General features: G+C 38.3%; 19 protein-coding genes and 1 riboswitch. Of the genes, 11 read left to right on the top strand and 8 right to left on the bottom strand.

Features of this window, described 5'->3' with window-relative positions; genetic code table 11:
• Window positions 1–329: 329 nt before the first annotated feature.
• Window positions 330–1,511, top strand: a complete 1,182-nt coding sequence (locus AC6HVZ_RS09585) for an Alp7A family actin-like protein (protein ID WP_497557927.1) — start codon at window positions 330–332, stop codon at window positions 1,509–1,511.
• 9 nt (window positions 1,512–1,520) lie between these two features.
• Entirely contained in the window at window positions 1,521–2,048 is a 528-nt protein-coding gene (locus tag AC6HVZ_RS09580) for a hypothetical protein (RefSeq protein ID WP_497557926.1), read from the top strand.
• A gap of 164 nt (window positions 2,049–2,212) precedes the next feature.
• Here AC6HVZ_RS09580 and fdhD read toward each other — a convergent pair whose 3' ends face one another.
• Window positions 2,213–3,013, bottom strand: a complete 801-nt coding sequence (fdhD, locus tag AC6HVZ_RS09575) for a formate dehydrogenase accessory sulfurtransferase FdhD (RefSeq protein WP_497557925.1) — start codon at window positions 3,011–3,013, stop codon at window positions 2,213–2,215.
• A 13-nt stretch (window positions 3,014–3,026) separates the two neighbouring features.
• Window positions 3,027–5,378 (bottom strand): FdhF/YdeP family oxidoreductase, encoded by a 2,352-nt coding sequence (locus tag AC6HVZ_RS09570; RefSeq protein ID WP_497557924.1) that lies wholly within the window; start codon window positions 5,376–5,378, stop codon window positions 3,027–3,029.
• A gap of 298 nt (window positions 5,379–5,676) precedes the next feature.
• On the opposite strand from AC6HVZ_RS09570, the gene AC6HVZ_RS09565 reads away from it, so the two are divergent.
• The 3 genes from AC6HVZ_RS09565 to cuyB are packed head-to-tail and all read left to right on the top strand — an operon-like array spanning window position 5,677 to window position 9,114.
• Window positions 5,677–6,861, top strand: coding sequence for a carboxylate--amine ligase (locus AC6HVZ_RS09565; protein WP_497557923.1), 1,185 nt, complete (start codon window positions 5,677–5,679; stop codon window positions 6,859–6,861).
• 31 nt (window positions 6,862–6,892) lie between these two features.
• Window positions 6,893–8,380, top strand: coding sequence for a UDP-N-acetylmuramoyl-L-alanyl-D-glutamate--2,6-diaminopimelate ligase (locus AC6HVZ_RS09560; protein ID WP_497557922.1), 1,488 nt, complete (start codon window positions 6,893–6,895; stop codon window positions 8,378–8,380).
• 11 nt (window positions 8,381–8,391) lie between these two features.
• The gene (gene cuyB / locus AC6HVZ_RS09555; protein ID WP_497557921.1) at window positions 8,392–9,114 is read left to right on the top strand and encodes a cysteate racemase; all 723 of its coding nucleotides are present in this window, start codon (window positions 8,392–8,394) and stop codon (window positions 9,112–9,114) included.
• Window positions 9,115–9,470: 356 nt separating this feature from the next.
• Here cuyB and AC6HVZ_RS09550 read toward each other — a convergent pair whose 3' ends face one another.
• The 5 genes from AC6HVZ_RS09550 to AC6HVZ_RS09530 all read right to left on the bottom strand — a co-directional run bounded on the left by AC6HVZ_RS09550 (window position 9,471) and on the right by AC6HVZ_RS09530 (window position 11,925).
• The gene (locus AC6HVZ_RS09550) at window positions 9,471–9,647 is read right to left on the bottom strand and encodes a hypothetical protein (protein WP_497557920.1); all 177 of its coding nucleotides are present in this window, start codon (window positions 9,645–9,647) and stop codon (window positions 9,471–9,473) included.
• A gap of 256 nt (window positions 9,648–9,903) precedes the next feature.
• Window positions 9,904–10,062 carry a hypothetical protein gene (locus AC6HVZ_RS09545; RefSeq protein WP_497557919.1) on the bottom strand — a complete coding sequence of 53 codons (159 nt, stop codon included), beginning with the start codon at window positions 10,060–10,062 and terminating at the stop codon, window positions 9,904–9,906.
• Window positions 10,059–10,217, bottom strand: a complete 159-nt coding sequence (locus tag AC6HVZ_RS09540; RefSeq protein WP_497557918.1) for a hypothetical protein — start codon at window positions 10,215–10,217, stop codon at window positions 10,059–10,061. The genes AC6HVZ_RS09545 and AC6HVZ_RS09540 overlap by 4 nt, the downstream gene beginning before the upstream one ends.
• A gap of 127 nt (window positions 10,218–10,344) precedes the next feature.
• Complete coding sequence (locus tag AC6HVZ_RS09535) at window positions 10,345–11,328, bottom strand: DUF3137 domain-containing protein (RefSeq protein WP_497557917.1); 984 nt, start codon at window positions 11,326–11,328, stop codon at window positions 10,345–10,347.
• Window positions 11,329–11,925 carry a LemA family protein gene (locus AC6HVZ_RS09530; RefSeq protein WP_497557916.1) on the bottom strand — a complete coding sequence of 199 codons (597 nt, stop codon included), beginning with the start codon at window positions 11,923–11,925 and terminating at the stop codon, window positions 11,329–11,331.
• Between the two features lie 220 nt (window positions 11,926–12,145).
• Here AC6HVZ_RS09530 and AC6HVZ_RS09525 point away from each other — a divergent pair, with 220 nt between their 5' ends.
• A complete protein-coding gene (locus AC6HVZ_RS09525; protein ID WP_497557915.1) occupies window positions 12,146–12,799 on the top strand; it encodes a DUF421 domain-containing protein in 654 nt (217 codons plus the stop codon).
• A gap of 61 nt (window positions 12,800–12,860) precedes the next feature.
• On the opposite strand, the gene gdhA is transcribed toward AC6HVZ_RS09525, so the two are convergent.
• Window positions 12,861–14,189 carry an NADP-specific glutamate dehydrogenase gene (gene gdhA / locus AC6HVZ_RS09520; RefSeq protein ID WP_497558012.1) on the bottom strand — a complete coding sequence of 443 codons (1,329 nt, stop codon included), beginning with the start codon at window positions 14,187–14,189 and terminating at the stop codon, window positions 12,861–12,863.
• Window positions 14,190–14,818: 629 nt separating this feature from the next.
• On the opposite strand from gdhA, the gene AC6HVZ_RS09515 reads away from it, so the two are divergent.
• From AC6HVZ_RS09515 to AC6HVZ_RS09495, 5 genes are all read left to right on the top strand, one after another.
• Window positions 14,819–16,051 (top strand): IS110 family RNA-guided transposase, encoded by a 1,233-nt coding sequence (locus tag AC6HVZ_RS09515; protein WP_497557914.1) that lies wholly within the window; start codon window positions 14,819–14,821, stop codon window positions 16,049–16,051.
• A 258-nt stretch (window positions 16,052–16,309) separates the two neighbouring features.
• Entirely contained in the window at window positions 16,310–17,215 is a 906-nt protein-coding gene (gltC, locus tag AC6HVZ_RS09510) for a glutamate biosynthesis transcriptional regulator GltC (protein ID WP_497557913.1), read from the top strand.
• A gap of 109 nt (window positions 17,216–17,324) precedes the next feature.
• A riboswitch (cobalamin riboswitch) is annotated at window positions 17,325–17,518 on the top strand.
• 519 nt (window positions 17,519–18,037) lie between these two features.
• Entirely contained in the window at window positions 18,038–20,272 is a 2,235-nt protein-coding gene (locus AC6HVZ_RS09505; protein ID WP_497557912.1) for a ribonucleoside-diphosphate reductase subunit alpha, read from the top strand.
• A complete protein-coding gene (locus tag AC6HVZ_RS09500) occupies window positions 20,269–20,703 on the top strand; it encodes a flavodoxin (RefSeq protein WP_497557911.1) in 435 nt (144 codons plus the stop codon). Before AC6HVZ_RS09505 ends, AC6HVZ_RS09500 begins: the two co-directional genes overlap by 4 nt.
• Window positions 20,684–21,727, top strand: coding sequence for a ribonucleotide-diphosphate reductase subunit beta (locus AC6HVZ_RS09495; RefSeq protein ID WP_497557910.1), 1,044 nt, complete (start codon window positions 20,684–20,686; stop codon window positions 21,725–21,727). The genes AC6HVZ_RS09500 and AC6HVZ_RS09495 overlap by 20 nt, the downstream gene beginning before the upstream one ends.
• The last annotated feature ends 81 nt before the right edge of the window (window positions 21,728–21,808 follow it).

Below are 21,808 nucleotides of genomic sequence, written 5' to 3'. Positions count from 1 at the left end.
GCAGTTGATATAAGTAATGGCATCGAGGTAATTCTATCCCTTATAACGGAATTTTTTCATATAAAATAAACTAAAACAAGAGACAAGAGTTTACAATCTTGTCTCTTGTTTGTTCATATACAAATAAGTTTACTTGCAAACAATTTGTATACAATTAAATTACAATAATGTTTGCAAGTATACAAATATGAATGCATACTTGTATAACAGCGTTTTCTAATTGTATACAAGTAAATAAAAAAGATTACATAAAAAGTCTGATTGATTATTTTCCTAAAAACTATTAATCTATTAATGATACATATTATTTAGAAGGGAGTTTTTGAGATATGATAAAAACAAGAATCGCAGCAGTGGATGTCGGAAATGATGCCTTAAAGGGAAACTTCGGAAAACTGGAAAATGAATTATATATACCAAATGTAATTGCACAGGACATGGAGGATCGTCCAGTTATTGGCATAGAGGAATTGGATGAAAAGGAGGTACTGGATAATATTCACATCCGAGTACACTCCCCTGCCCTAGAAGAAAACAATGTTGTATATCGTGTTGGCAATCTAGCAACAAAGACGAATAATTCAACAGAGCTTGATCCGGGCAGCAGTAAATCAGAAGAGGATCAGACGTTAATCATGCTATTTGCTTCATTAGCATTAGATGCAGTAAGCAGTGGGGCATTCAAAGCGTCAAAGGATGATGTTATTGATGCCAACTTTACACTAGGAACGGGTCTACCATTAAGAGAAGTAAAAGAAGGAAAGGATGTTGGCTACAGATCACAGTTGTTAGGCTCTGTACACCAAGTAGAGTTCCTTGTTACACCGCAGCACCAAGGTAAAAAAGTAAATATTAAATTTGATGAAGTAAAAGTTTATCCTGAGGGATTTGCGGCATATGTAAATCTAATTATGGATAATGATTTGAAAGTAATTAATAAGGAACTGATTGATAAACAAATATTAATTCAGGATATTGGCGGATTGTCTACAGATATAGCTGTCATACGAAATCGTAATGTCGATGATGATAAAGCACAGGGATTTAACCTTGGTGTATCAGAATCGCTGGAGGAAATTCGGGAAGAAATCCGTTCAAAACATGGGGTTGAACTGGATAGCCGTCGCGATGTAGTTGATATAATAACGAGGAAAAATGATCGCCACCATATTATGGTAAAAGGGAGCAGAACGAATGTCCATGATATAACCGATCATATTTTACTGGAGCTTGCTAAGAAGGAATATCGTTTTCTGAGAAATGTATGGGCAAAAAACTCACAATCTGAAATCTGCTATTTCGTTGGTGGTGGTTCAGCAGTATTAAAGGATTATATCAAAGCTCTGAATAATAAGCTGGATGGCTACAACATTGAATTCTTTGAAGATGAGAATGAAAGTATCTGGATGATGGCAAATGCCTATTATAAATTAGTTACGGATTTTGTCAGAAAATCCGGAGTATATGTTGAAAGTAAGGAAGAAGATAAAAAGACCACAGAAGCAAAATAGGGTGAGACTATGTCTAAAAAAAGTATAGAAAGAGGGCAATCGATAACATTTCGAGTTCCTTCAGATACACCGGATTATCTTTTGAAGCAATTGTCGAAATTGAAAGAAACCCAAAGAAGAAACTTTTCCAGTGAGATTGCAGGATTTGTATTAAAAGGAGTAAATGAAACGTATGCAAAAGATAGAGAAACGATCACAATTCCGCTTCCCAAACAGCTTACGAAAGAACAAAAGAGCTGGTTAAAGCACGAGCATTCCGAGGCGCTGATTGGCACAATTTTGTATCAATTATTAAATGATCCGATGCGTGCAACAACATTGCTGGCAGCCTTAAACAGTAATACTAGTAATATTGATGAAGCCCTATACCTTCAGGAAGCAGCAGTTTCTAAGGAGAGCGAATATAAACCTGAGGTGAATGAGCAGGATCTGGATGATGTAAATATTCAGGGACTGGAAATGAATCATGAGAATGAGGAAGAACCTGAAGAGGATGAGGATCCATTAGGTGATTTCTTCTCTAGTATGAACAAATAAAGCCGATCCGGATGGTGCTAAACCATTTGGATCAGCTTTTTAATGCTGTTTTTTACATTGCAAAAACTGTGAAGGTTATAAAGCAACAATACTATTCGATGGAGCCAATAAGTGCAGTCCGAAAGTATATGAAAATAGTTATAATTTAACTTAGAAAAGCTACACTACCCCCCATTAACCTCAATAATACGATCTGGATGTGTATAAACATTCAGCTTATTTCCTCTTGTAAAACCAATCGTTGTTATTCCCAAGTCATCTGCTAATTTAAGCGCAAGATCAGTAGGTGCTGATTTGGAAACAAGTATACCTACCCCGATTTTTGACACTTTCAGTAAAACTTCTGATGAAATACGTCCACTAAAGACAATTAATTTATCGACCAGTGAAATTTTGTCCTTTAAAATTCCCCCGTAGATTTTATCCAATGCATTGTGCCTGCCAATATCTGTTCCAATATGAAGGATTTCATTAGGTGTACATAATGCTGCATTATGTACACCACCGGTTCTTAGAAATTGATCAGATTTCTCTTGGAGTTCTTTCATTAAAGTAGTGCATTGGATTACAGAAATTGCCAATCTACTGGTAATTGTTTTTGCAGTTTTTACATCGCTCTTAAAATAAAATTGTCTGCTCTTCCCACAGCATGACCCAATAAAACGTTTAGAATGGTCATGCTGATACATGTCTAGTGGTTTGTCGATTTCCACATAAGCAAAGCCACGCTTCTCATCAATCGATAGCTTCGTAATTTCATTATAAAAACGGATGATTCCTTCTGAAGCGAGAAAACCAACTAGAAGTTCATGCAGACTGGAAGGCGAACAGACCATTGTTGCGAATTCCTCGCCATTTAATACAATAGTCAGAGGGAATTCGGTTGCAATCTCTTCCTCTTGAAAAGATAAAGAGGTACCATCAAAACGAATAACATCCCATTCATTTTGCTTCATTTCGATCATAATTTCCCCCCCTTTAATTAGCTTCCATTTCCAATTCTTCCACACGTTTCTCTACATACTTGGTATCTTTATGGGCATAATATGTTTCCGCTTTTTCCATAATAATCGCCGTATTATACTCCGGAATCCCTGCGTGCTCCTCGTAGACACCTTTTGGAATAAGGGAATTCCCCTCAGGCCAATGTACTTCAATATTCCCTTCTTTTAGTGGAACAAACTTCGCTCGACCAGTAAATGTACCATGCTGATTGAAAACAACGATTGAGTCACCTTCAGTAATTTCATGCTTTTTGCCATCCGATGCATTCATTAAAACATCATAGCGATCTGCATCATTAAATGGGTCTCTTTCACTGTAGATCATCGAATTAAATTGCTTTCCTCGGCGTGTTGTAACATAGAAATGTCCTTCAGGTTTTCGGAGTTCTGGTAATTCTACGGAGATAAGGTTTCCCCTGCCATCAGGAGTTGGACATATGCCATCCTCACAAAGCCAGGCCCCACCCCATTGAAATAAATCGCCCCTGTTTTGAAGATGCTGAATCCCATCATAATTCGGTGCAGCTTTCGCAATTTCTTTACGTATGTGATGAGCATCCTTGAAGTCAATCAGATGTTTATCCTCAGGTTTTACTCGCTTTGCAAGGTCAACATAAATTTCCCATTCAGATCGAGCTTCCTCCATTCTCGGTCCTTTAATTTCCGGAGAGAAGTAAACCATTCTTTCTGTTGAGGTTGAAGTACCTCCGCCAGGCTGTTCATACCTAGTCATAGCCGGTAAAACAATAACCGCCTCCCGGGCATCGAGAAGGGTAGAAGTATTAAATATAATGTCTTGATGAACACGAATATCTACATTTTCAAGTGCCTTTGTGACAAAATCAGGATCTGGCATTGTTTCCCGGAAATTGCCACCTGACATATAGTATAAATTCAGTTTCCGTTCATGTTCCTCCGGTAGTAAAGCATTTTCGATGGAGACCCCAACAATGTCGCCCTGCCATACCGGGATATCAAATCCCCATATTTTCTCTATACGTTCTCTGTTCGAATCATCCATGCCCCCACCTGGGAGGACGAAGGGATCAGCACCCATTTCCCCAGATCCTTGAACACCAGAGTGACCACGTATGGGCATTAATCCACAGTGTTCCCTGCCTAAAAAGCCACGCAATAATGCAAGGTTAGCCACCTGCGATATATTATCCGACCCGAACCGATGCTGTGTCAGTCCCATTGACCAAACAAATACGGCTGATTGAGATTTAGCAAGTAGCTCTGCCAGTTCAATCATTTGTTCTTTTGATATACCGGAGGATTTTACAAGCTGATCCCACTCATAGGAGGTGGTCTTCTCCCTTAATTCTTCTAAACCATTAACGTGCTCATTTACAAATTCATGATCAATAGCAGAACCATGTTCACGCTCTTCCATTTCAAACCAATGCTTCATAATCCCGTGCATAAAGGCAATGTCTCCGCCGATATTAACCTGGTAAACGTCGTCAGCAATTTTAGTTCCGAATAAGGCTGATTCAGCAATAGATGGCACCCAGTAATGATCCATTGCAGGTTCATAATATGGATTAATAATGATGATTTTTGTACCTTTCTTTTTGGCTGCATACATATATTTTGTGGAAACAGGCTGATTATTGGCAGCAACAGATCCCCAGAAGACAAGTACATCTGTGCCAATCCAATCTTTGTAATTACAGCTGGATGCACCAATTCCTACAGAACGATTTAGTGCTGTTTTGGACGGAGAATGACAAATTCGTGATGCATTATCAATATTATTCGTTCCAAGATAGCGTGCTACTTTTCCAATCGTATAATAAACTTCATTTGTGATGCCTCGAGATGTGGTATAAAAGGCATATTGTTTCGGGTTAAGCGTTTTCATTTTATTGGCTATTTTATCCAGTGCTTCATCCCATGATATACGGTTAAATTTCCGTTCTCCAGGTTTACGTATAAGTGGGTATGGTATTCGACCTAATTTACGCAGTTCTGTACTGCTCATTTTCCGCAGATCATTGATATCTGCATGTAAACGGTCTTCTTTGATTGCAGACATCGTGTTTAAACGAAGAACATTTAAACGGGTTGTACAAATATGAGGTCCTGCTAATGTTTGATCTTTTAATCCCGATACTCCCAGTGCACAACCATCACAAACCCCTTGCGTTAAAATACGACTTGCATAGGGAAGATTATCTTTATTATCCCATGCTACTTTCATTGTATCTCGAATGTGATGTGGTTTAATTTTCCCCAAACCAAAAGGGATTTTACTAACCCATAAGTCAGGGCTTGGCTTCTTTGATAATTTAACTGGACCGGTATGCTTCGTCTTCCCCAACGGTCATCCCCCCATTTGAATTATATAATGATGTATAGGTGTCTAAGAAATAAAAAAATCTATATCCATTATACACTAAAATGATATATTAAAGAGTCTATAATGCGAATTTTTAAATAAGAACGACAATGAGTGTATATGTCATAAAAAATGAAGCATAATCGAAAGCTATTACGTGAAAATCAAACTAGTTAGTGTGTGTGAAATATGGTATAATTTATTAGTTTACTAAATACAACATATATACAAATGACGATTACTACATTTACTAGGGGAATCACTATCAAGGAGCGATTATATGAATAATAAAGCCGTGATTTTAGGGAATAATTATTATATAGGATTAAGCACGATCAGATGTCTTGGCATGTACGGAATTCATACGGTGGCTGCCGACTATTCTGAAGAGGAAAGATACGGAGCAAAGTCGAAGTATTGCTCGGAAAAGATAATTGTTCCTCATTATAAAAAGGACTCTGAAAACTTCATAGACGCATTAATAGACTATGCGAAAAAGCAGGACAGAAAGCCTGTGCTTATTCCATGTCATGATTCCTATGTTGAAGTGCTTGACGCCCACTTGGACAGAATCCGAGAATATTACTTGATTCCGCAAACAGAGCAGGGTTTATATACAAGGGTAATGAATAAAGAAACACTTGGAGCATTAGCAGTTGAAAAAGGGATGAAGGTGCCAGAAACCGTTCGTGTGGACGAAGATGACTTTTATAAAAAAATAGAAAATATCATTACATTCCCTTGCCTTGTTAAACCAACCGATTCACCGAGCTTTGTAGAGAAATTCAGAAGGAAGTTATTTAAAGTTCATTCAATGGAAGAATTAGAAGATGCATTAAAACAATCTGAGGATGCGGGTGAGGAAGTAATTGTACAACGCATTATTCCTGGTTTTGATGACCATATGCACACATTTGATGCCTATTTAAATCAGGACGCCAAAGTTACCCACTGGGTGACATGTCAAAAGCAGCGGCAATATCCGGTTAATTTTGGTGCATCTGTTTACACTGTACAAAAATATGTGCCTGAGCTTGTTGAACAAGGGTCTGCTTTCTTGGAAGCTATTAAGTTCAAAGGTTTTGCTGAAATAGAATTTAAAAAAGATGCAGAAACTGGCGATTTTTATCTGATTGAAATAAATGCGAGAATTACTAATCTAAATAACCTGCTTGCAAAGGTAGGCATGAATATCCCGTATATAACTTATATGGAATTGACAGGTACTCCGCTTGCTCCAACAGCCTTGAAAGAAACAACAAACCGCGCTTTTTGGTACGGGTATGAGGATATGTTGGCAGTACGGGATTATATAAAAACAGGGCAGCTTTCTGTTATGGATGTTATTAAGTCCTTGATTAGGCCAAAAGCCTATGCCATTTGGGATTGGAAAGACCCGAAACCGGCATATGCCTATACAGGAATTATTTTGAGTAAAATCTTTAAAAGAATTGGGAAACGCTAATCGAAATAGCAATGGTTGAGGAGTTGAAACAATGTTATTAACCTCAGTAGTACAGGATCTGGAGTTTACTAAAATGAAAGGGAATATGCAGATGGAGATCACTGAAGTCGCATATGACTCCAGAGAAGTTGTGGAAGGTAGTTTATTTGTAGCGATATCAGGCTTCAGTGTAGATGGGCATCGCTTTATTAATAAAGCGATTGAACAAGGTGCAGCTGCTATTATTGTGGAAAAAGATATAGAAGTATCTGAGGAAGTTACTGTATTAAAGGTGGCTAATTCTAGAAATGCACTTGCAAGGATATCAGCAAACTTTTATGATAGACCTACAGAGAAACTGAACGTTATCGGATTAACGGGCACGAATGGTAAGACATCAACAACCTATTTTATTAAGTCTATCTTTGAACAAGCGAATAAATCCGTTGGGTTAATCGGTACAATTGGAACAATGATTAATAATAAGCTCATGCAAAATAAAAACACGACACCAGAGTCACTGAATCTGCAGCAATTTTTCACCAAAATGAATGAGGCAAAAATTGACAACTGTATTATGGAAGTATCCTCACATGCGTTGAATTTGGATCGTGTTGCATATAGTAACTTCAATATTGGTATTTTCACTAACTTATCTCCAGATCACCTGGAGCTACACAAAAACATGGATGAATACTTTCGTGCAAAAGCAAAGTTGTTCAAGTTAACAAGTGATTTTAATGTGATAAATGTAGATGATGAATATGGTCGAAAACTAATCGATATCGTGAAAGATCGTCAACCAAAAGTAATTACATACGGAATCGAAAATAGTGCTGCTATTTTCCCGACTGATATTGAATATACATTTGAAGGCACAACCTATACTGTCCATACACCAGCGGGAAGTATTCGTTTGAAAGTGAATCTGCCTGGTGCTATTTACGTCTATAATAGTCTTGCGGCAATCGCATGTGCTTACTGTAATGATATTCCACTTTCGGTTATCCAAAAGGGTATCCAGGAAGTTGGCGGAATTGATGGTCGCATGGAAGTAGTCTATCGACAAAAGGACTATAAAATTATGGTTGATTTCTCACATACGGAGGATGCGTTGGAAAAAGCTTTAACAACGATCAAGCCATATGTTAAAGGTAGATTAATATTAGTGTTCGGGGTATATGCAGATACAAGTGATAGTGGAAGAGATAAACGATACGGAATGGCTCGGGTAGCATCCGAATATGCAGATTTATCAATTGTCACTTCCGACAATCCTAAACAGCATGATCCTAATTTAATTATCGAGGAAATAGCTGAAGCAATGGACAAGCATCAGGGAAATTATAGAACCTTCTTGGATCGAAAAGAAGCAATCGAGTATGCGGTTGATATAAGTAATGAAAATGACACCATATTTATAGCAGGAAAAGGGCATGAAAGAACACAAATTATTGGTGATAGAGAAATGCCTTTCAATGAATCTGAAATTATATTTGAAGCATTAAAAAGCAAAAAGCACTTTGCGAAAATAAAGTAGGTGGACGCAAGATGGAAGGTAAAAAACTGGGAGTGCTTGGTGGTATGGGGCCAATGGCAACCTCTGTTTTCTTTGAGAAGGTAATCGAAAATACAGTTGCAAAAAAGGACCAGGATCATATTGATATGATTATTCTTAACCATCCCACAATCCCTGACCGAACCGAAGCTATTTTGGAACGAAAGGAAAAGGTGTTTTTAGAAGCAGTGAAAAGGGATTTTGAACTTCTTGAGTATGCAGGTGTTTCTAATATAGCGATCCCCTGTAATACATCGCATTATTTTATCAAAGAAATGGAAGCAATGACGGATGTAAACATCATTAATATGATTGATGAAACGATAAAATACATTCATGGTAAATATGGAGCGAATGCAAAGGTTGGTATTTTAGCTACAGATGGTACGATTAATAGTGAAATCTATCAAAATAGCTGTTTGGAATATCATCTTAAACCAATTATTCCGAAAGATACAGAACAGGAACTGGTAATGAACACGATCTATAATTTTAAAGAAGATAAGCCTGTTGATATTACAGAAGTAGAAACGATTATCAATGATTTGATAAATAAGGAAGAATGCTCTTGCGTTATATTAGGCTGTACGGAATTATCCTGTCTGGAATTACGAAAAGAGGTTTCCGAACATTGCGTTGATGCTATGCAGGCGCTGGTTGATCAGTCGATTCTATTATCGGGGAAACGATTGAAGGATTTTGAAAAATGGTACTGATCACTTTGGATCAGTACCATTTTTTTGTCGTCTAGGAAATTATAAAATTTGTGGGCTGTGGATAACAAAACAACCGAATCAGCCACGTCGGTTCCAGCGCTAAAGCCATAGCAGACTTCCTTCACCTCTGTACGATAAAGAAGACTTGCCGATTGGGAACCAGAGGCTTAGTCGCACTTATACCCTTGTGGTGAAAGTCAACATCGCCTTCCTCCGGTCGCCTGCCTGAGTTTCCTTTATCTTCTGCGGCTCAGTCCGTTCCGTACGTTGCTAAATGGGCGACCTGCGCCTTTGTTCTGGCAGGATTTGGGAGAGTGCTTCTATTGCCCGAACAGGTCGAAAATAGGAGCAGCCGGTCACATAAAGTGTCTCTCAAGGACAAAACTGTTCATTTCCAAGCTTAAACTGTCCATGAGAACGCCTGTCACGGACAAACCAGCCCCAAATCCAAGCTTAAACTGTCCATGAGAACGCCAATCACGGACAAACCAGCCCCAAATCCAAGCTAAACTGTCCATGAGAACGCCTATCATGGACAAACCAGCCCCAAATCCAAGCCAAACTGTCCATGAGAACGCCTGTCACGGACAAACCAGCCCCAAATCCAAGCTAAACTGTCCATGAGAACGCCAATCACGGACAAACCAGCCCTAAATCCAAGCTAAACTGTCCATGAGAAGGCATCTCACGGACAAACCAGCCCCAAATCCAAGCTAAACTGTCCATGAGAAGGCATCTCACGGACAAACCAGCCCCAAATCCAAGCTAAACTGTCCATGAGAAGGCATCTCACGGACAAACCAGCCCCAAATCCAAGCTAAACTGTCCATGAGAACGCCAATCACGGACAAACCAGCCCAAATCCAAGCTAAACTGTCCATGAGAAGGCATCTCACGGACAAACCAGCCCCAAATCCAAGCCAAACTGTCCATGAGAACGCCTGTCACGGACAAACCAGCCCCAAATCCAAGCTAAACTGTCCATGAGAACGCCAATCACGGACAAACCAGCCCAAATCCAAGCTAAACTGTCCATGAGAACGCCAATCACGGACAAACCAGCCCCAAATCCAAGCCAAACTGTCCATGAGAACGCCTGTCACGGACAAACCAGCCCAAATCCAAGCTAAAACTGTCCATGAGAACGCCTGTCACGGACAAACCAGCCCCAAATCCAAGCTAAAACTGTCCATCAGAATGTCCTACACGCCCAAACTGCCAAAAACCCACCTAACTTTTACTCCATATTCTGCGATTCAATCGGAATTCTTCAACAATATCAAAATATGTCCGGAAATCTGTATAAATTTGTTTTAATGTTTCTTCATCGTTATTTTCGAACAGTTTACCTTCGAAATGATTTTTACGGGACTCGTGCATGATAAACATCTTTGAATTTTTAAAAGATAATTCAACTTCATGTTTAGATTGTCTCTCAAATTCCATTATTCTTTCCATTAGATTGGACGAAAGAACGTAACGAGCCTCAATATCATCAGTTGTCATTGTCCGGAAGGCTTTATTAAAGGCCATGTCCTCCATCTCAATTTCGAATGCCCCTTGAAATTTGAGGTGGAATCTTTCGCTATCAAAAAACTTTTTGTCAATTAAATATGTTTCCCCTTCAAAATCTTTATGGAAGTCAGCAACAAACATAATCCCTTTAAATACACGCTTTTCCACCTTTTTTCGATTGCCTTTACTGTCTTTTTTATACTGGATGTCAATAAGCTCAATCTCGGAGAACTCAAAGGTTGTTGCTCCCAGTCTTCCGCTTATATAATCTTCCCCTCTTACTTTATCAAACTGTGGAGCAATTCCACTTGTACTAACACGATTAATTCCTATTCGTTGATTTGGAATAAACTTTATAGCTGTTTCGTATTCTGGTTCATCCTTTGGCACCGCGATATTTTCAAACATTGCCGTTACCAATGCTCCGACAATTTTATGGGAATATATGGATCGAAATTCCTTTGCTTTCCTAAAGGATAAACCGATAAATAAAAATGTTCCCAGAAAAGAAATGAAGACCAATGTTCCCCCGATGGACGAATTACTAGTAATCAACAGTGCTCCTACAGAAACCGCCCACATGATTAGGACTATCATTATATAACGGAAAATTTTTTTCTTTGCCTCTGCACGTGCATCTTGCGCTATTTCCAGTACAGGTCCGAGACTAGGATAAATACTTTCAAAAGACGGAAACATTTACATTCCCCGCAATCTTGCTCGAAGGTCGACATCTTCTCTTTTTTCCTCAGTTGCCTTGAACATTTCAGCCTTCTTAAAATTCATCATCTTCCCAAATATGTTCGTTGGAAATGAATCCAGCATTGTATTGAGTTTGTATACATTTGCATTGTAGCTCCGTCTGCTGGCGGACAGCTTCTCTTCAATATCAGTAGTAGTTTTCATCATATTCAAATACAACCCATCAGCCTTTAGCTCTGGATAGTTCTCCACTTGTACATTTAGTCGTTGTTTTAGACCCTCAGCCTCATTTGACGCAGCAACCTTTTCATCATTTGTCATATTTTTATAATTTGACCGAATTTCTGCAAGTCTTGTATGTGTAGAGCGTTCATGCTCATTATGAGAAGCTACAGCATCCGCTAATTTCGACAATGCATCAAAACGTTGCTCCAGATATGTATCAATCGATCTGAAAGCTTGCTCCGTTCGGTTACGTAAAGCTATAAAACGATTGTAAATAATCATAAATATAATAATGATGATAACAATGCCAGCAAGAATTAAACCAGTTGGTGTTATTAAAAACGCTAATAAACTATCTATCTTAAACACTCTCCTTCTTCCTAAATTTGAATTAGTTAAAATATCTGTAGTTATTGTAACAAATTCGTCACCATGAAAATACTAAATATTTTAAAATGGTACTTTAGATCTATTTTATATTTATTATTATTATCCAATTGCTAAAGATGAACGAACAGTTAAGAATAATATCAATTTAAATTGTAAAACTAATGGTATAGATGTCATAGCAGAAAAGAGGAATTGTTATATGGAATTAGATTGGATTTGGAAAGCTATTCTCGTTGTAATTGGCGGAACCCTTTTACTCCGAATTGCTGGGAGAAAGTCGATTTCCCAAATGACCTTGGCTCAAACGGTTATTATGATTGGAATAGGCTCATTGCTTGTTCAGCCGGTGGCGGGGGAGAATATTTGGCTGACGCTAGCGGTTGGGGGGATTCTAATCATTACCTTAATCGTGATGGAATATGTGCAAATCAAAGGGGACTTTTTTGAAACATTAATTACTGGTAAATCAAAGGTTGTAATTGAAAATGGTGTCCTGCAGGAAAAGAATCTTAAAAAAATGAGGCTTACTGTTGATCAACTGGAAATGAATTTAAGGCAGCTAAATGTTATGAATGTAAATGATGTGCAGTGGGCAACGCTGGAGCCAAACGGACAAATAGGTTATGTATTAAAACAAGAGGCACAGCCTGTAACAAAAAAAGAATTTATGCAGCTGGCAAATAATATTCAGCAAACACTGGACCAGTCAACCCCATTAATGGAATTAACACAATTAAAGGAGCAGCTGAAACAGTTAACTTATCAGCTGAGTGAAAATAGTAATCAGGAAGGTTTATTTGCAGAAGTAAAAAAGAAAAGTCATGACATTAATCCACCCAAGCATTTGCAGTAGTTAAGAATACTCAAAAGGTGCTCCCGGTTAAGGAAGCATCTTTTCCATAGATAAACTAATTTCAGACAACACCCTGTGCCAGCATTGCATCGGCTACTTTTTTAAATCCGGCAATGTTCGCACCAACAATTAAATTTCCTTTTTTATCAAATTCCTCAGCAGCATCTATACAGTTTTGATAAATGGTCTTCATGATTTCTTGTAATTTAGCATCAACTTCTTCAAAGCTCCATGACATCCTCATGCTATTTTGTGCCATTTCTAATGATGAAACCGCTACGCCACCTGCATTTACAGCTTTTGCCGGACCGAATAAAATATTATTTTGCAAAAACACTTCAATCGCCTCGGTTGTAGAAGGCATGTTTGCTCCTTCTGCTACTGCCTTTACCCCATTAGCAACCAGTTGCCTTGCTGCCTTATCATCGAGTTCATTTTGTGTTGCACAAGGTAGCGCAATGTCACAGGGGATGGACCAAATACCGGTACATCCTTCAACATACTCTGCTGTTGGGTGTATATTCACATATTCACTAATTCGAGCATTTTCTACTTCTTTAAGTTGTTTTACAGTTTCAATATTAATTCCATTTTCATCAAAAATATAGCCGTTTGAATCACTGCATGCAACAACTGTAGCTCCTAATTTAATCGCCTTTTCCATGGCATAAATAGATACATTACCAGATCCGGAAACAACTACAGTAGCTCTGTTAATAGACCTCCCACTATCTTTTAACATTTCCTGTACGAAATAAACGGTGCCATATCCAGTCGCTTCTTTTCGTGCCAAACTCCCTCCATAGTCTAATCCTTTTCCAGTTAAAACTCCTGCCTCAAAGCTTCCGCGGATTTTTTTATATTGTCCAAACATATAACCTATTTCCTTCGCACTAACACCAATATCGCCGGCTGGAATATCTATATCTGGTCCAATATGTTTTGCTAGCTCTGTCATAAAGCTTTGGCAAAAACGCATGATTTCATTATCTGATTTTCCCTTTGGATCGAAATCAGAGCCACCTTTTCCCCCACCAATGGGTTGACCCGTCAATGAATTCTTGAAAATTTGCTGCAATCCGAGAAACTTAACAATGCTTAAATTAACGGATGGATGAAAGCGAAGCCCGCCCTTGTACGGACCAAGTGCGCTATTGAATTGAACACGAAAGCCGCGGTTAACTTGTACTTTCCCTTGGTCATCCACCCATGACACGCGAAAGGTGATTACTCGCTCAGGCTCTACCAGCTGTTCTAATATCCCTTTTTCCATATATGTGGGGTTTTTTATATAAATCGGGATGAGCGATTTAAGAATTAATTTAACTGCTTGGTGAAATTCTTTTTCATTGGGGTTGCGTTCTATTACCTTTTTATATAAAGTTTGCATATAATCTTGGATGAATACATTTTCCTTTACGATTTTACTTTCTTTCGTTAAATTCATAATGATCCTGAACCTCCTACTGTATTAATAAAATGTAAAATGAAAATCTACCGTAGATTAAAAGACAGCTCACTGTTAATCTGCGATAGATCTTTATCACGCATTAACGGGCTGTAATACCCCCACCTCCAAGCGTGAGAAAATCCCAGACGTGAAGGTGAAGGAGGACCTTGTGTCATACCTTTGCGGTAAAAACAGCCCGTAAATTTCCTGATTCTGTTCAAGAGCCTTTAGGTCATACCATGAGGTACTAACATTCAGTGGGAAGGAAGGGAACCCCCACTGAACTCTCATGGCTACGCTTCGCGTAACCACCAACTACCATGAAAATAATAATTATCACCCCGTACGATAGTATTACTTAGGTAGATTATGGACATATATTTAATAACAATACTACCAGACCGTCCTCATTCTGGTGGATCTGAACGTGAGATACCCTGGCACTGAAACTGGTTGTGAAAGTATAAAAGTACTAACTATTATGCCTCGAGCATGTATACAAAAATTTTGCAACATAGTTACTTTCATTTGTATTGTTAAATATAACAAAGATAAGGTGGTTTACCTAAATGGAAGCAATGATTGAACGATGTGCAGGCCTAGATGTGCATCAGAAAACTGTCGTAGCTTGTGTGTTATATGGCCCATTAGACAAAAGACCCAAAAAGGAAATTAAAACTTTTTCTACCTCAACAAATGGTTTGTTGAATTTGAATGATTGGCTCGCCCATATGGAAATAACCGATGCCGTAATGGAAAGTACCGGCGTTTATTGGAAACCAATATGGAATATGCTTGAGGAACAATTTCACCTGATACTCGCCAATGCTAAACACGTTAAAAATGTTCCCGGTCGTAAAACAGATGTAAAAGATGCAGAATGGCTCGCAAAATTATTACGAAGTGGCCTTATTGAGAGTAACTTTGTTCCACCAGAAGATATCCGTGATTTACGGGATCTTACACGCTATCGAACAAAATTAGTTCACAATTGTACGCAAGAAAAAAATCGTATCCATAAGATTCTACAAGACGCAAATATCAAGCTTACCTCCGTTTTTTCTGATATTTTTGGTGCATCTGGCCGACGTATTCTTGAAGCCATCATGAATGGCGAAAAAATAGAAGAAAAGTCACTTCGAGAAATGGTACATCCTAAGACAAGGGCAAGTCTGTCTGAGATTGCCGATGCCATAAACGGACGTATCCGTCGTCACCATCGTTATATGTTACGCCAACACTGGGAACATATGACGTATATCGAAAGACAAATCAAGGAACTGGAAGAACAGATTGACTATTGCCTTAAACCTTACCGTGAAGAATTAGAATTACTAGACACTATACCTGGAATAAACGAAAAAGGTGCAGCCATTTTAATTGCGGAAATGGGTGTTGATATGACCGTTTTTAAATCAGATAAACATTTAGCCTCGTGGGCCGGTGTTAGTCCAGGAAATAACGAAAGTGCTGGTAAAAAAAAACACAGTAAATCCAAAAAAGGAAACAAGGCATTAAAAACGATAGCAGCAGAATGTGCACTAGCGACCCTTAGTCAAAATAATAGAATCTCTTCCTTTCAAAAAAGGATAATGAAGCGTCAAGGCAAAATGAAAGCAAGAATAGCTACGGCCAATTTGATTTTAAAAATTGCTTACAACATCCTCCAAACGAGGGAACCTTATCGGGAACTAGGCCCCGATTACCTGAAAGACCAACAACAAACCAAAGAATCAAAGATGGTTGAATACCTAAAAAGGAAAGGATACAAAATTATACCTTCAGAAGAACAGATAGCTTAGCTTCTAGACTTATCGGAAATGATGAACTCATCTCTTCAAAAAACAAAGATTTTGAAGGGTCTACTTTCCTATTGCGTTTTTTAGGTATTTTTCGTAAGAGTTTTCATACAAATGAAGTTTCACTTTATGTAACATCAAAAAAGATGCTAATTAAAAAATGTTATATTACAATTTTACAAAAATTAACTAATCTTAACAATATAAAATATAGATAATATTGATGCCGATATGAGATAATGAGATGTGAGGTGGTTACAATTGGAACTGAGACAGATAAAATACTTTATTGAAGTTGCCAACCGTGAACATGTAACGGAAGCTGCTATTTCCTTACATGTAGCCCAATCTGCAGTCAGTAGGCAAATTTTTAATTTGGAGTCGGAATTAGGCGTGGATCTCTTTATACGCGAGGGCCGTAATGTTCGCCTTACACCGATTGGGCGGATTTTTTTAGAGCATATGGAACAAGCAATTCATGTAATTGATGATGCTAAACAGGTTATCGATGAATACACAGACCCTAATAGTGGAACCATTCATATTGGATTTCCGAGTAGTTTAGCTACATATATTTTGCCTACTGCCATTTCTGCATTTCGTGAACAATATCCAGATGTGAAATTTCAATTAAATCAGGGTTCTTATCACGAATTAAAAGAAGCTGTTGTAAAAGGTGAAATTAATATGGCGATGCTCGGACCGGTTCCGTTGAATGAGAAAAAACTAAAGGGAGCTATTTTATTTACTGAAAATATTATTGGATTATTGCCAGCTAATCATCCACTTGCCAAAAGTTCATCGCTAAAGCTGAATCAGCTCAGAGAGGATTCGTTTGTACTTTTCCCTAAAGAATATGTCTTGCGTGAGCTGATTACGAATGCTTGTCAACAGATTGGTTTCAAACCGAACGTTTCGTTTGAAGGACAGGATATAGATTCGATAAAAGGTCTGGTGTCAGCAGGATTAGGTGTCTCACTCATACCAGAGATTACATTATTAGATAATTTGCCGAGAGCTACAGTAAAAGTGACTAATATTGAACCAGCTATTATCCGAACAGTTGGAATCGTTATCCCAAGGGACCGTCAATTACTCCCGACAGAAAAATTGTTTTATCAATTTCTCTTAGATTTCTTTAAACGACTGGAAAAGTTTCAGAACTAACACTGCCAAAGAATTTAAGATTTAACATTCGTGACTATTGCATTCCCTGAATGAATATGTTAGTCTTTAAATACAATATATTGTAATAAATTCTAATAACAATACTATATGTAGTGATATGAGTTAAGGTGACATGTATGTGTCTGAAAAGGGAATGCGGTAAAAACCGCAACTGCCCCCGCAACTGTAAGTGTAGACGAACGAGAAATCCACTGTTTCGATAGCTGTTGAAGTGTCGTTATGGGAAGGACTTTAGTAGATTGAAGCACAAGTCAGGAGACCTGCCATAGCTTATAGTTTCATGTCCCCGGGGTGAGGGAAGGTGAAGCGATAGATATGTAACTAGATAATTTCTGTCGTTTTAAAGCCGTTCATCGTTGGGTAAACGGCTTTTTTCGATGTCTAGGAAAGTATAAAATTTGTGGGCTGTGGATAACAAAACAACCGAATCAGCCACGTCCGGCTCCAGGGCTAAAGCCATAGCAGACTTCCTTCACCTCCGTACGATAAAGAAGACTTGCCGTTTGGAACCAGAGGCTTAGGCGCACTTATACCCTTGTGGTGAAAGTCAACATCGGCTTCCTCTGGTCGCCTGAGTTTCCTTTATCTTCTGCGGCTCAGTCCAGTCCGTACGTCGCTAAACGGGAGCCCTGCGCCTTTGTTCATGTACTAGTTAAGGTTGGAAAAGAAGAGCCATGCAGCACTGCGGCAAACCTGTACATCGCAGCACAAAATCTGTACATCACAGCACTAAGGTTGCTCGTCCACTTTACTTAAACTATAAGACTAGCGAATACATAGCTAATAAAAGGAGAATTTATCATGATTACGGAAATTACGACGAATCAAGAAGATATCGTTCAACTGATTGACAAAGCATCCAAAGACCTATCCATTAGTACTGTAAAATTCAAAGAAAAAGCTTTAAAAACAATTCCCGCAAATCTATCGATAGCAAAGGCAACAGATATTCTTGTGAAAAATGCGCTGGAAAATATTGATGAGGCAAATCCCGAATGGACCTATCTAGCAAGCAGAATTTATTTAGAGGAGCTTTATCGCGAAGCAGGGGAAAATCGGAATTATGATGCTAACAATCGATACGGGAACTTTTATAATTTAATTAAAACACTTACTGATAAAGAGATTTATGCATCATCTATAATGACGAAGTATTCAAAAGTAGACATTGATTATCTTGCGGAACAAATTGATTCAACACGGGATTTGTTGTTTGATTATTTGGGGCTGTATACAATAGCTACACGTTATCTGGCAACAGATCATGATAAAAATATTTATGAGCTGCCACAGGAAAGATGGATGATTATTGCGATGTGTTTGATGCAGGATGAGGATCCAGCACATCGAATTCAACTGGTAAAGGAGAGCTATTGGGCTTTAAGCAATTTATATATGACGGTTGCAACGCCAACACTGACAAATGCCGGTAAATCGCATGGGCAATTATCAAGCTGCTTTATCGATACAGTTGATGACAGCTTGCAGTCCATTTATGACAGTAATACGGACATCGCTAAACTATCCAAAAATGGTGGTGGGATTGGCGTTTATATGGGGAAAATCCGCAGTCGAGGAAGTGCAATTAAAGGATATAAAGGAATGTCCAGTGGAGTGGTTCCATGGATTAAACAGCTGAACAACACAGCAGTGAATGTAGATCAATTAGGGACCAGAAAAGGTGCTATCGCAATTTATTTAGATGTATGGCATATGGATATTGAATCATTTCTTGATTTAAAATTAAATAATGGGGATGACCGAATGCGTGCCCACGACATATTTACTGGTGTCTGTCTGCCGGACTTATTTATGGAGCAGGTGGACGGTAGAGGAGATTGGTATTTATTTGACCCACATGAAGTACGGCAAGTGATGGGCTATTCACTAGAAGACTTTTATGATGAAGAAAAAGGAAGCGGAGAATGGCGCAAGCGGTATGACGAATGTGTAAAGTCAGATCAACTGACCAAGAGAAGTGTACCAGCAATCGATATAATGAAAAGAATTATGAAATCACAGCTTGAATCAGGCACACCATTTATGTTTTACCGTGACGAAGTGAATAGACAGAATAACAACAAACATAATGGAATTATATATTGCTCCAACCTTTGTACAGAAATAACGCAAAATCAATCACCAACAGAATTTATCGAGGAATATATTGAACACGAGAATACGATTGTGAAGAAGTATAAAGCTGGTGATTACGTTGTTTGTAACTTAAGTTCTATCAATCTGGGAAAAGCGGTATCTGACAATATACTTGAAAGATTAATTAAAATTCAGGTCCGTATGCTGGATAATGTAATTGATATTAATACATTGCCAATTAAACAAACGCAGCTGACCAACCAAAAGTATCGGGCAATTGGGCTGGGGACATTTGGCTGGCATCACTTATTGGCACTAAAAAATATTAAATGGGAATCCGAGGATGCAGTACAATTTGCCGATAGTCTATATGAAAAAATCGCATTTTTAACGATAAAAAACAGTATGGAATTAAGTATGGAAAAAGGAAGCTATCCAGCATTTGTAGGCAGTAGCTGGAGTTCTGGTGCTTACTTTACAGAGAAGGGATATACCAGTGAAAGCTGGATCACCCTTAAAAAACAGGTAGAGGAAAACGGGATTCGTAATGGTTATTTAATGGCTGTTGCCCCTAATTCAACTACTGCTATGATTGCTGGTTCAACAGCAAGTATCGATCCTATTTTTAAGCCATATTACAATGAAGAAAAAAAGGATTTTAAAATTCCTAAAACAGCACCGGATCTAACACATGAAACCTATGATATTTATCGCCGGTCTGCCTATATTGTTGATCAACGTTGGTCTGTGAAACAAAATGCTGCAAGGCAAAAGCATGTTGATCAAAGTATATCGTTTAATTTTTATGTGCCTAATACGATAAGAGCATCTGTGTTGTTGGATCTTCATCTTCAAGCATGGAAGGAAGGATTGAAGACAACCTATTATGTTCGCTCAACCTCCAATGATGTCGAAGAATGTGAGTGGTGTGAGAGTTGAAAATTTTAATTGCCTATTTGTCGTATAGCGGAAATACTGAAGAGGTTGCTGAAATCATCTGTAACCACTTATTCAGTGATTACATGCAGGTGGACATGCATCGTATTGGTATAGAGCCACCGATTGATCCTTCTTTATACGATTACATTTTTATTGGAACGTTCACATGGGATATGGGCAGTACTCCGGATGAGGTAAAGGATTTTGTTTTGGAAATTGGCTATAAGCCAGATAATATTGCTGTGTTTGGGACAGGAGATACCCAATTTGGCGGAGATACCTTATTCTGTAAAGCTGTGGATAAGTTGGCGAAGTTTTATGAAAGCAAATGGGATGGGTTGAAAATAGAGCAATCTCCTCGGGGGAGTCAAGAACATAATGTAGTAGAATGGGTGGAAGGAGTTTTACATGATGTCAAAAGCCTTGCTTGAAAAAGCGAAAACATTGGAACCGCATAATCCAAATAAGTCAACATTACTATTTGGTGGGAAATCGAGCGGGATTTTAAATTGGAATGATATAGCTTATCCACATTGGTATAAAATGTATAAACGGCTTGTGGGTAACTATTGGCAGGCGGATGAAGTTAATATGGCAGGGGATGTGAAACAGTTTTCCACATTAACGGAATCTGAGCGCGATGCCTATTTAAAAATAATTGGCTTGTTATCCACATTGGATGCACCGCAAACAAGAACAGCATTGCTTTTATCATTATATGCAACAGATGCATCTGTTCAATCGATAATGGCGGTCATTGCACAGCAGGAAGCGGTTCATAATGAGAGCTACTCCTATGTATTATCGTCAGTTGTCTCACTGGAGGAGCAAAATAAATCCTTTGAACTAGGCAGAAAGGATCCTGTTTTGCTGAAACGAAATGAAAATATTATCCAGCAATATAATAAATTTGTTGAAGAACCAACAATCGAAAACATTCTAAAAACAATGGTGTATACTTCACTGCTTGAAGGGATGTTTTTCTACTCGGGATTTGCATTCTTCTATAACTTGGCCAGGCATAATAAAATGGTTGGCACATCAACAATGATCAGCTATATCAACAGAGATGAGCTGGAGCACGGACGTTTTATTGCTGAGTTATTTCGGGCGACGTTGGCAGAGAATCCAGCATATAATACAGGCGAGTTTATCGATTGGGTTTATGCACATTTTAAAAAATCTGTAGAGCTTGAACTTGATTGGTCCCGTTATGTATTAGCAGATGTCGAAGGGATAGATCTCGATGAAATGGCTGGATATATTAAATATCGGGCAAATAAAATGCTGCGAATGATGGGATTAAGTGAGATATACACAGAGCATGTGGATAATCCAATGAAATGGATCCGTGCATATGTGGATAACTTTGATGGAACAAAAACAGATTTCTTTGAACAAAAGTCCAGACAATATACGAAAACAAGTGATTTGAATGGGTTTGATGATTTGTGATCCAAGGCTTTTATCGTAAGTTTTGAGAGCAGCGCAAAAGTTGGAGAAGTAGCATCGGAGTTGAGAGAAAACCGTGTGAAG

Source organism: Oceanobacillus sp. NCCP-135, assembly GCF_059698015.1.
Note: the sequence above shows the minus strand (reverse complement) of the source record. Positions and strands in the feature narration are given on the sequence as shown.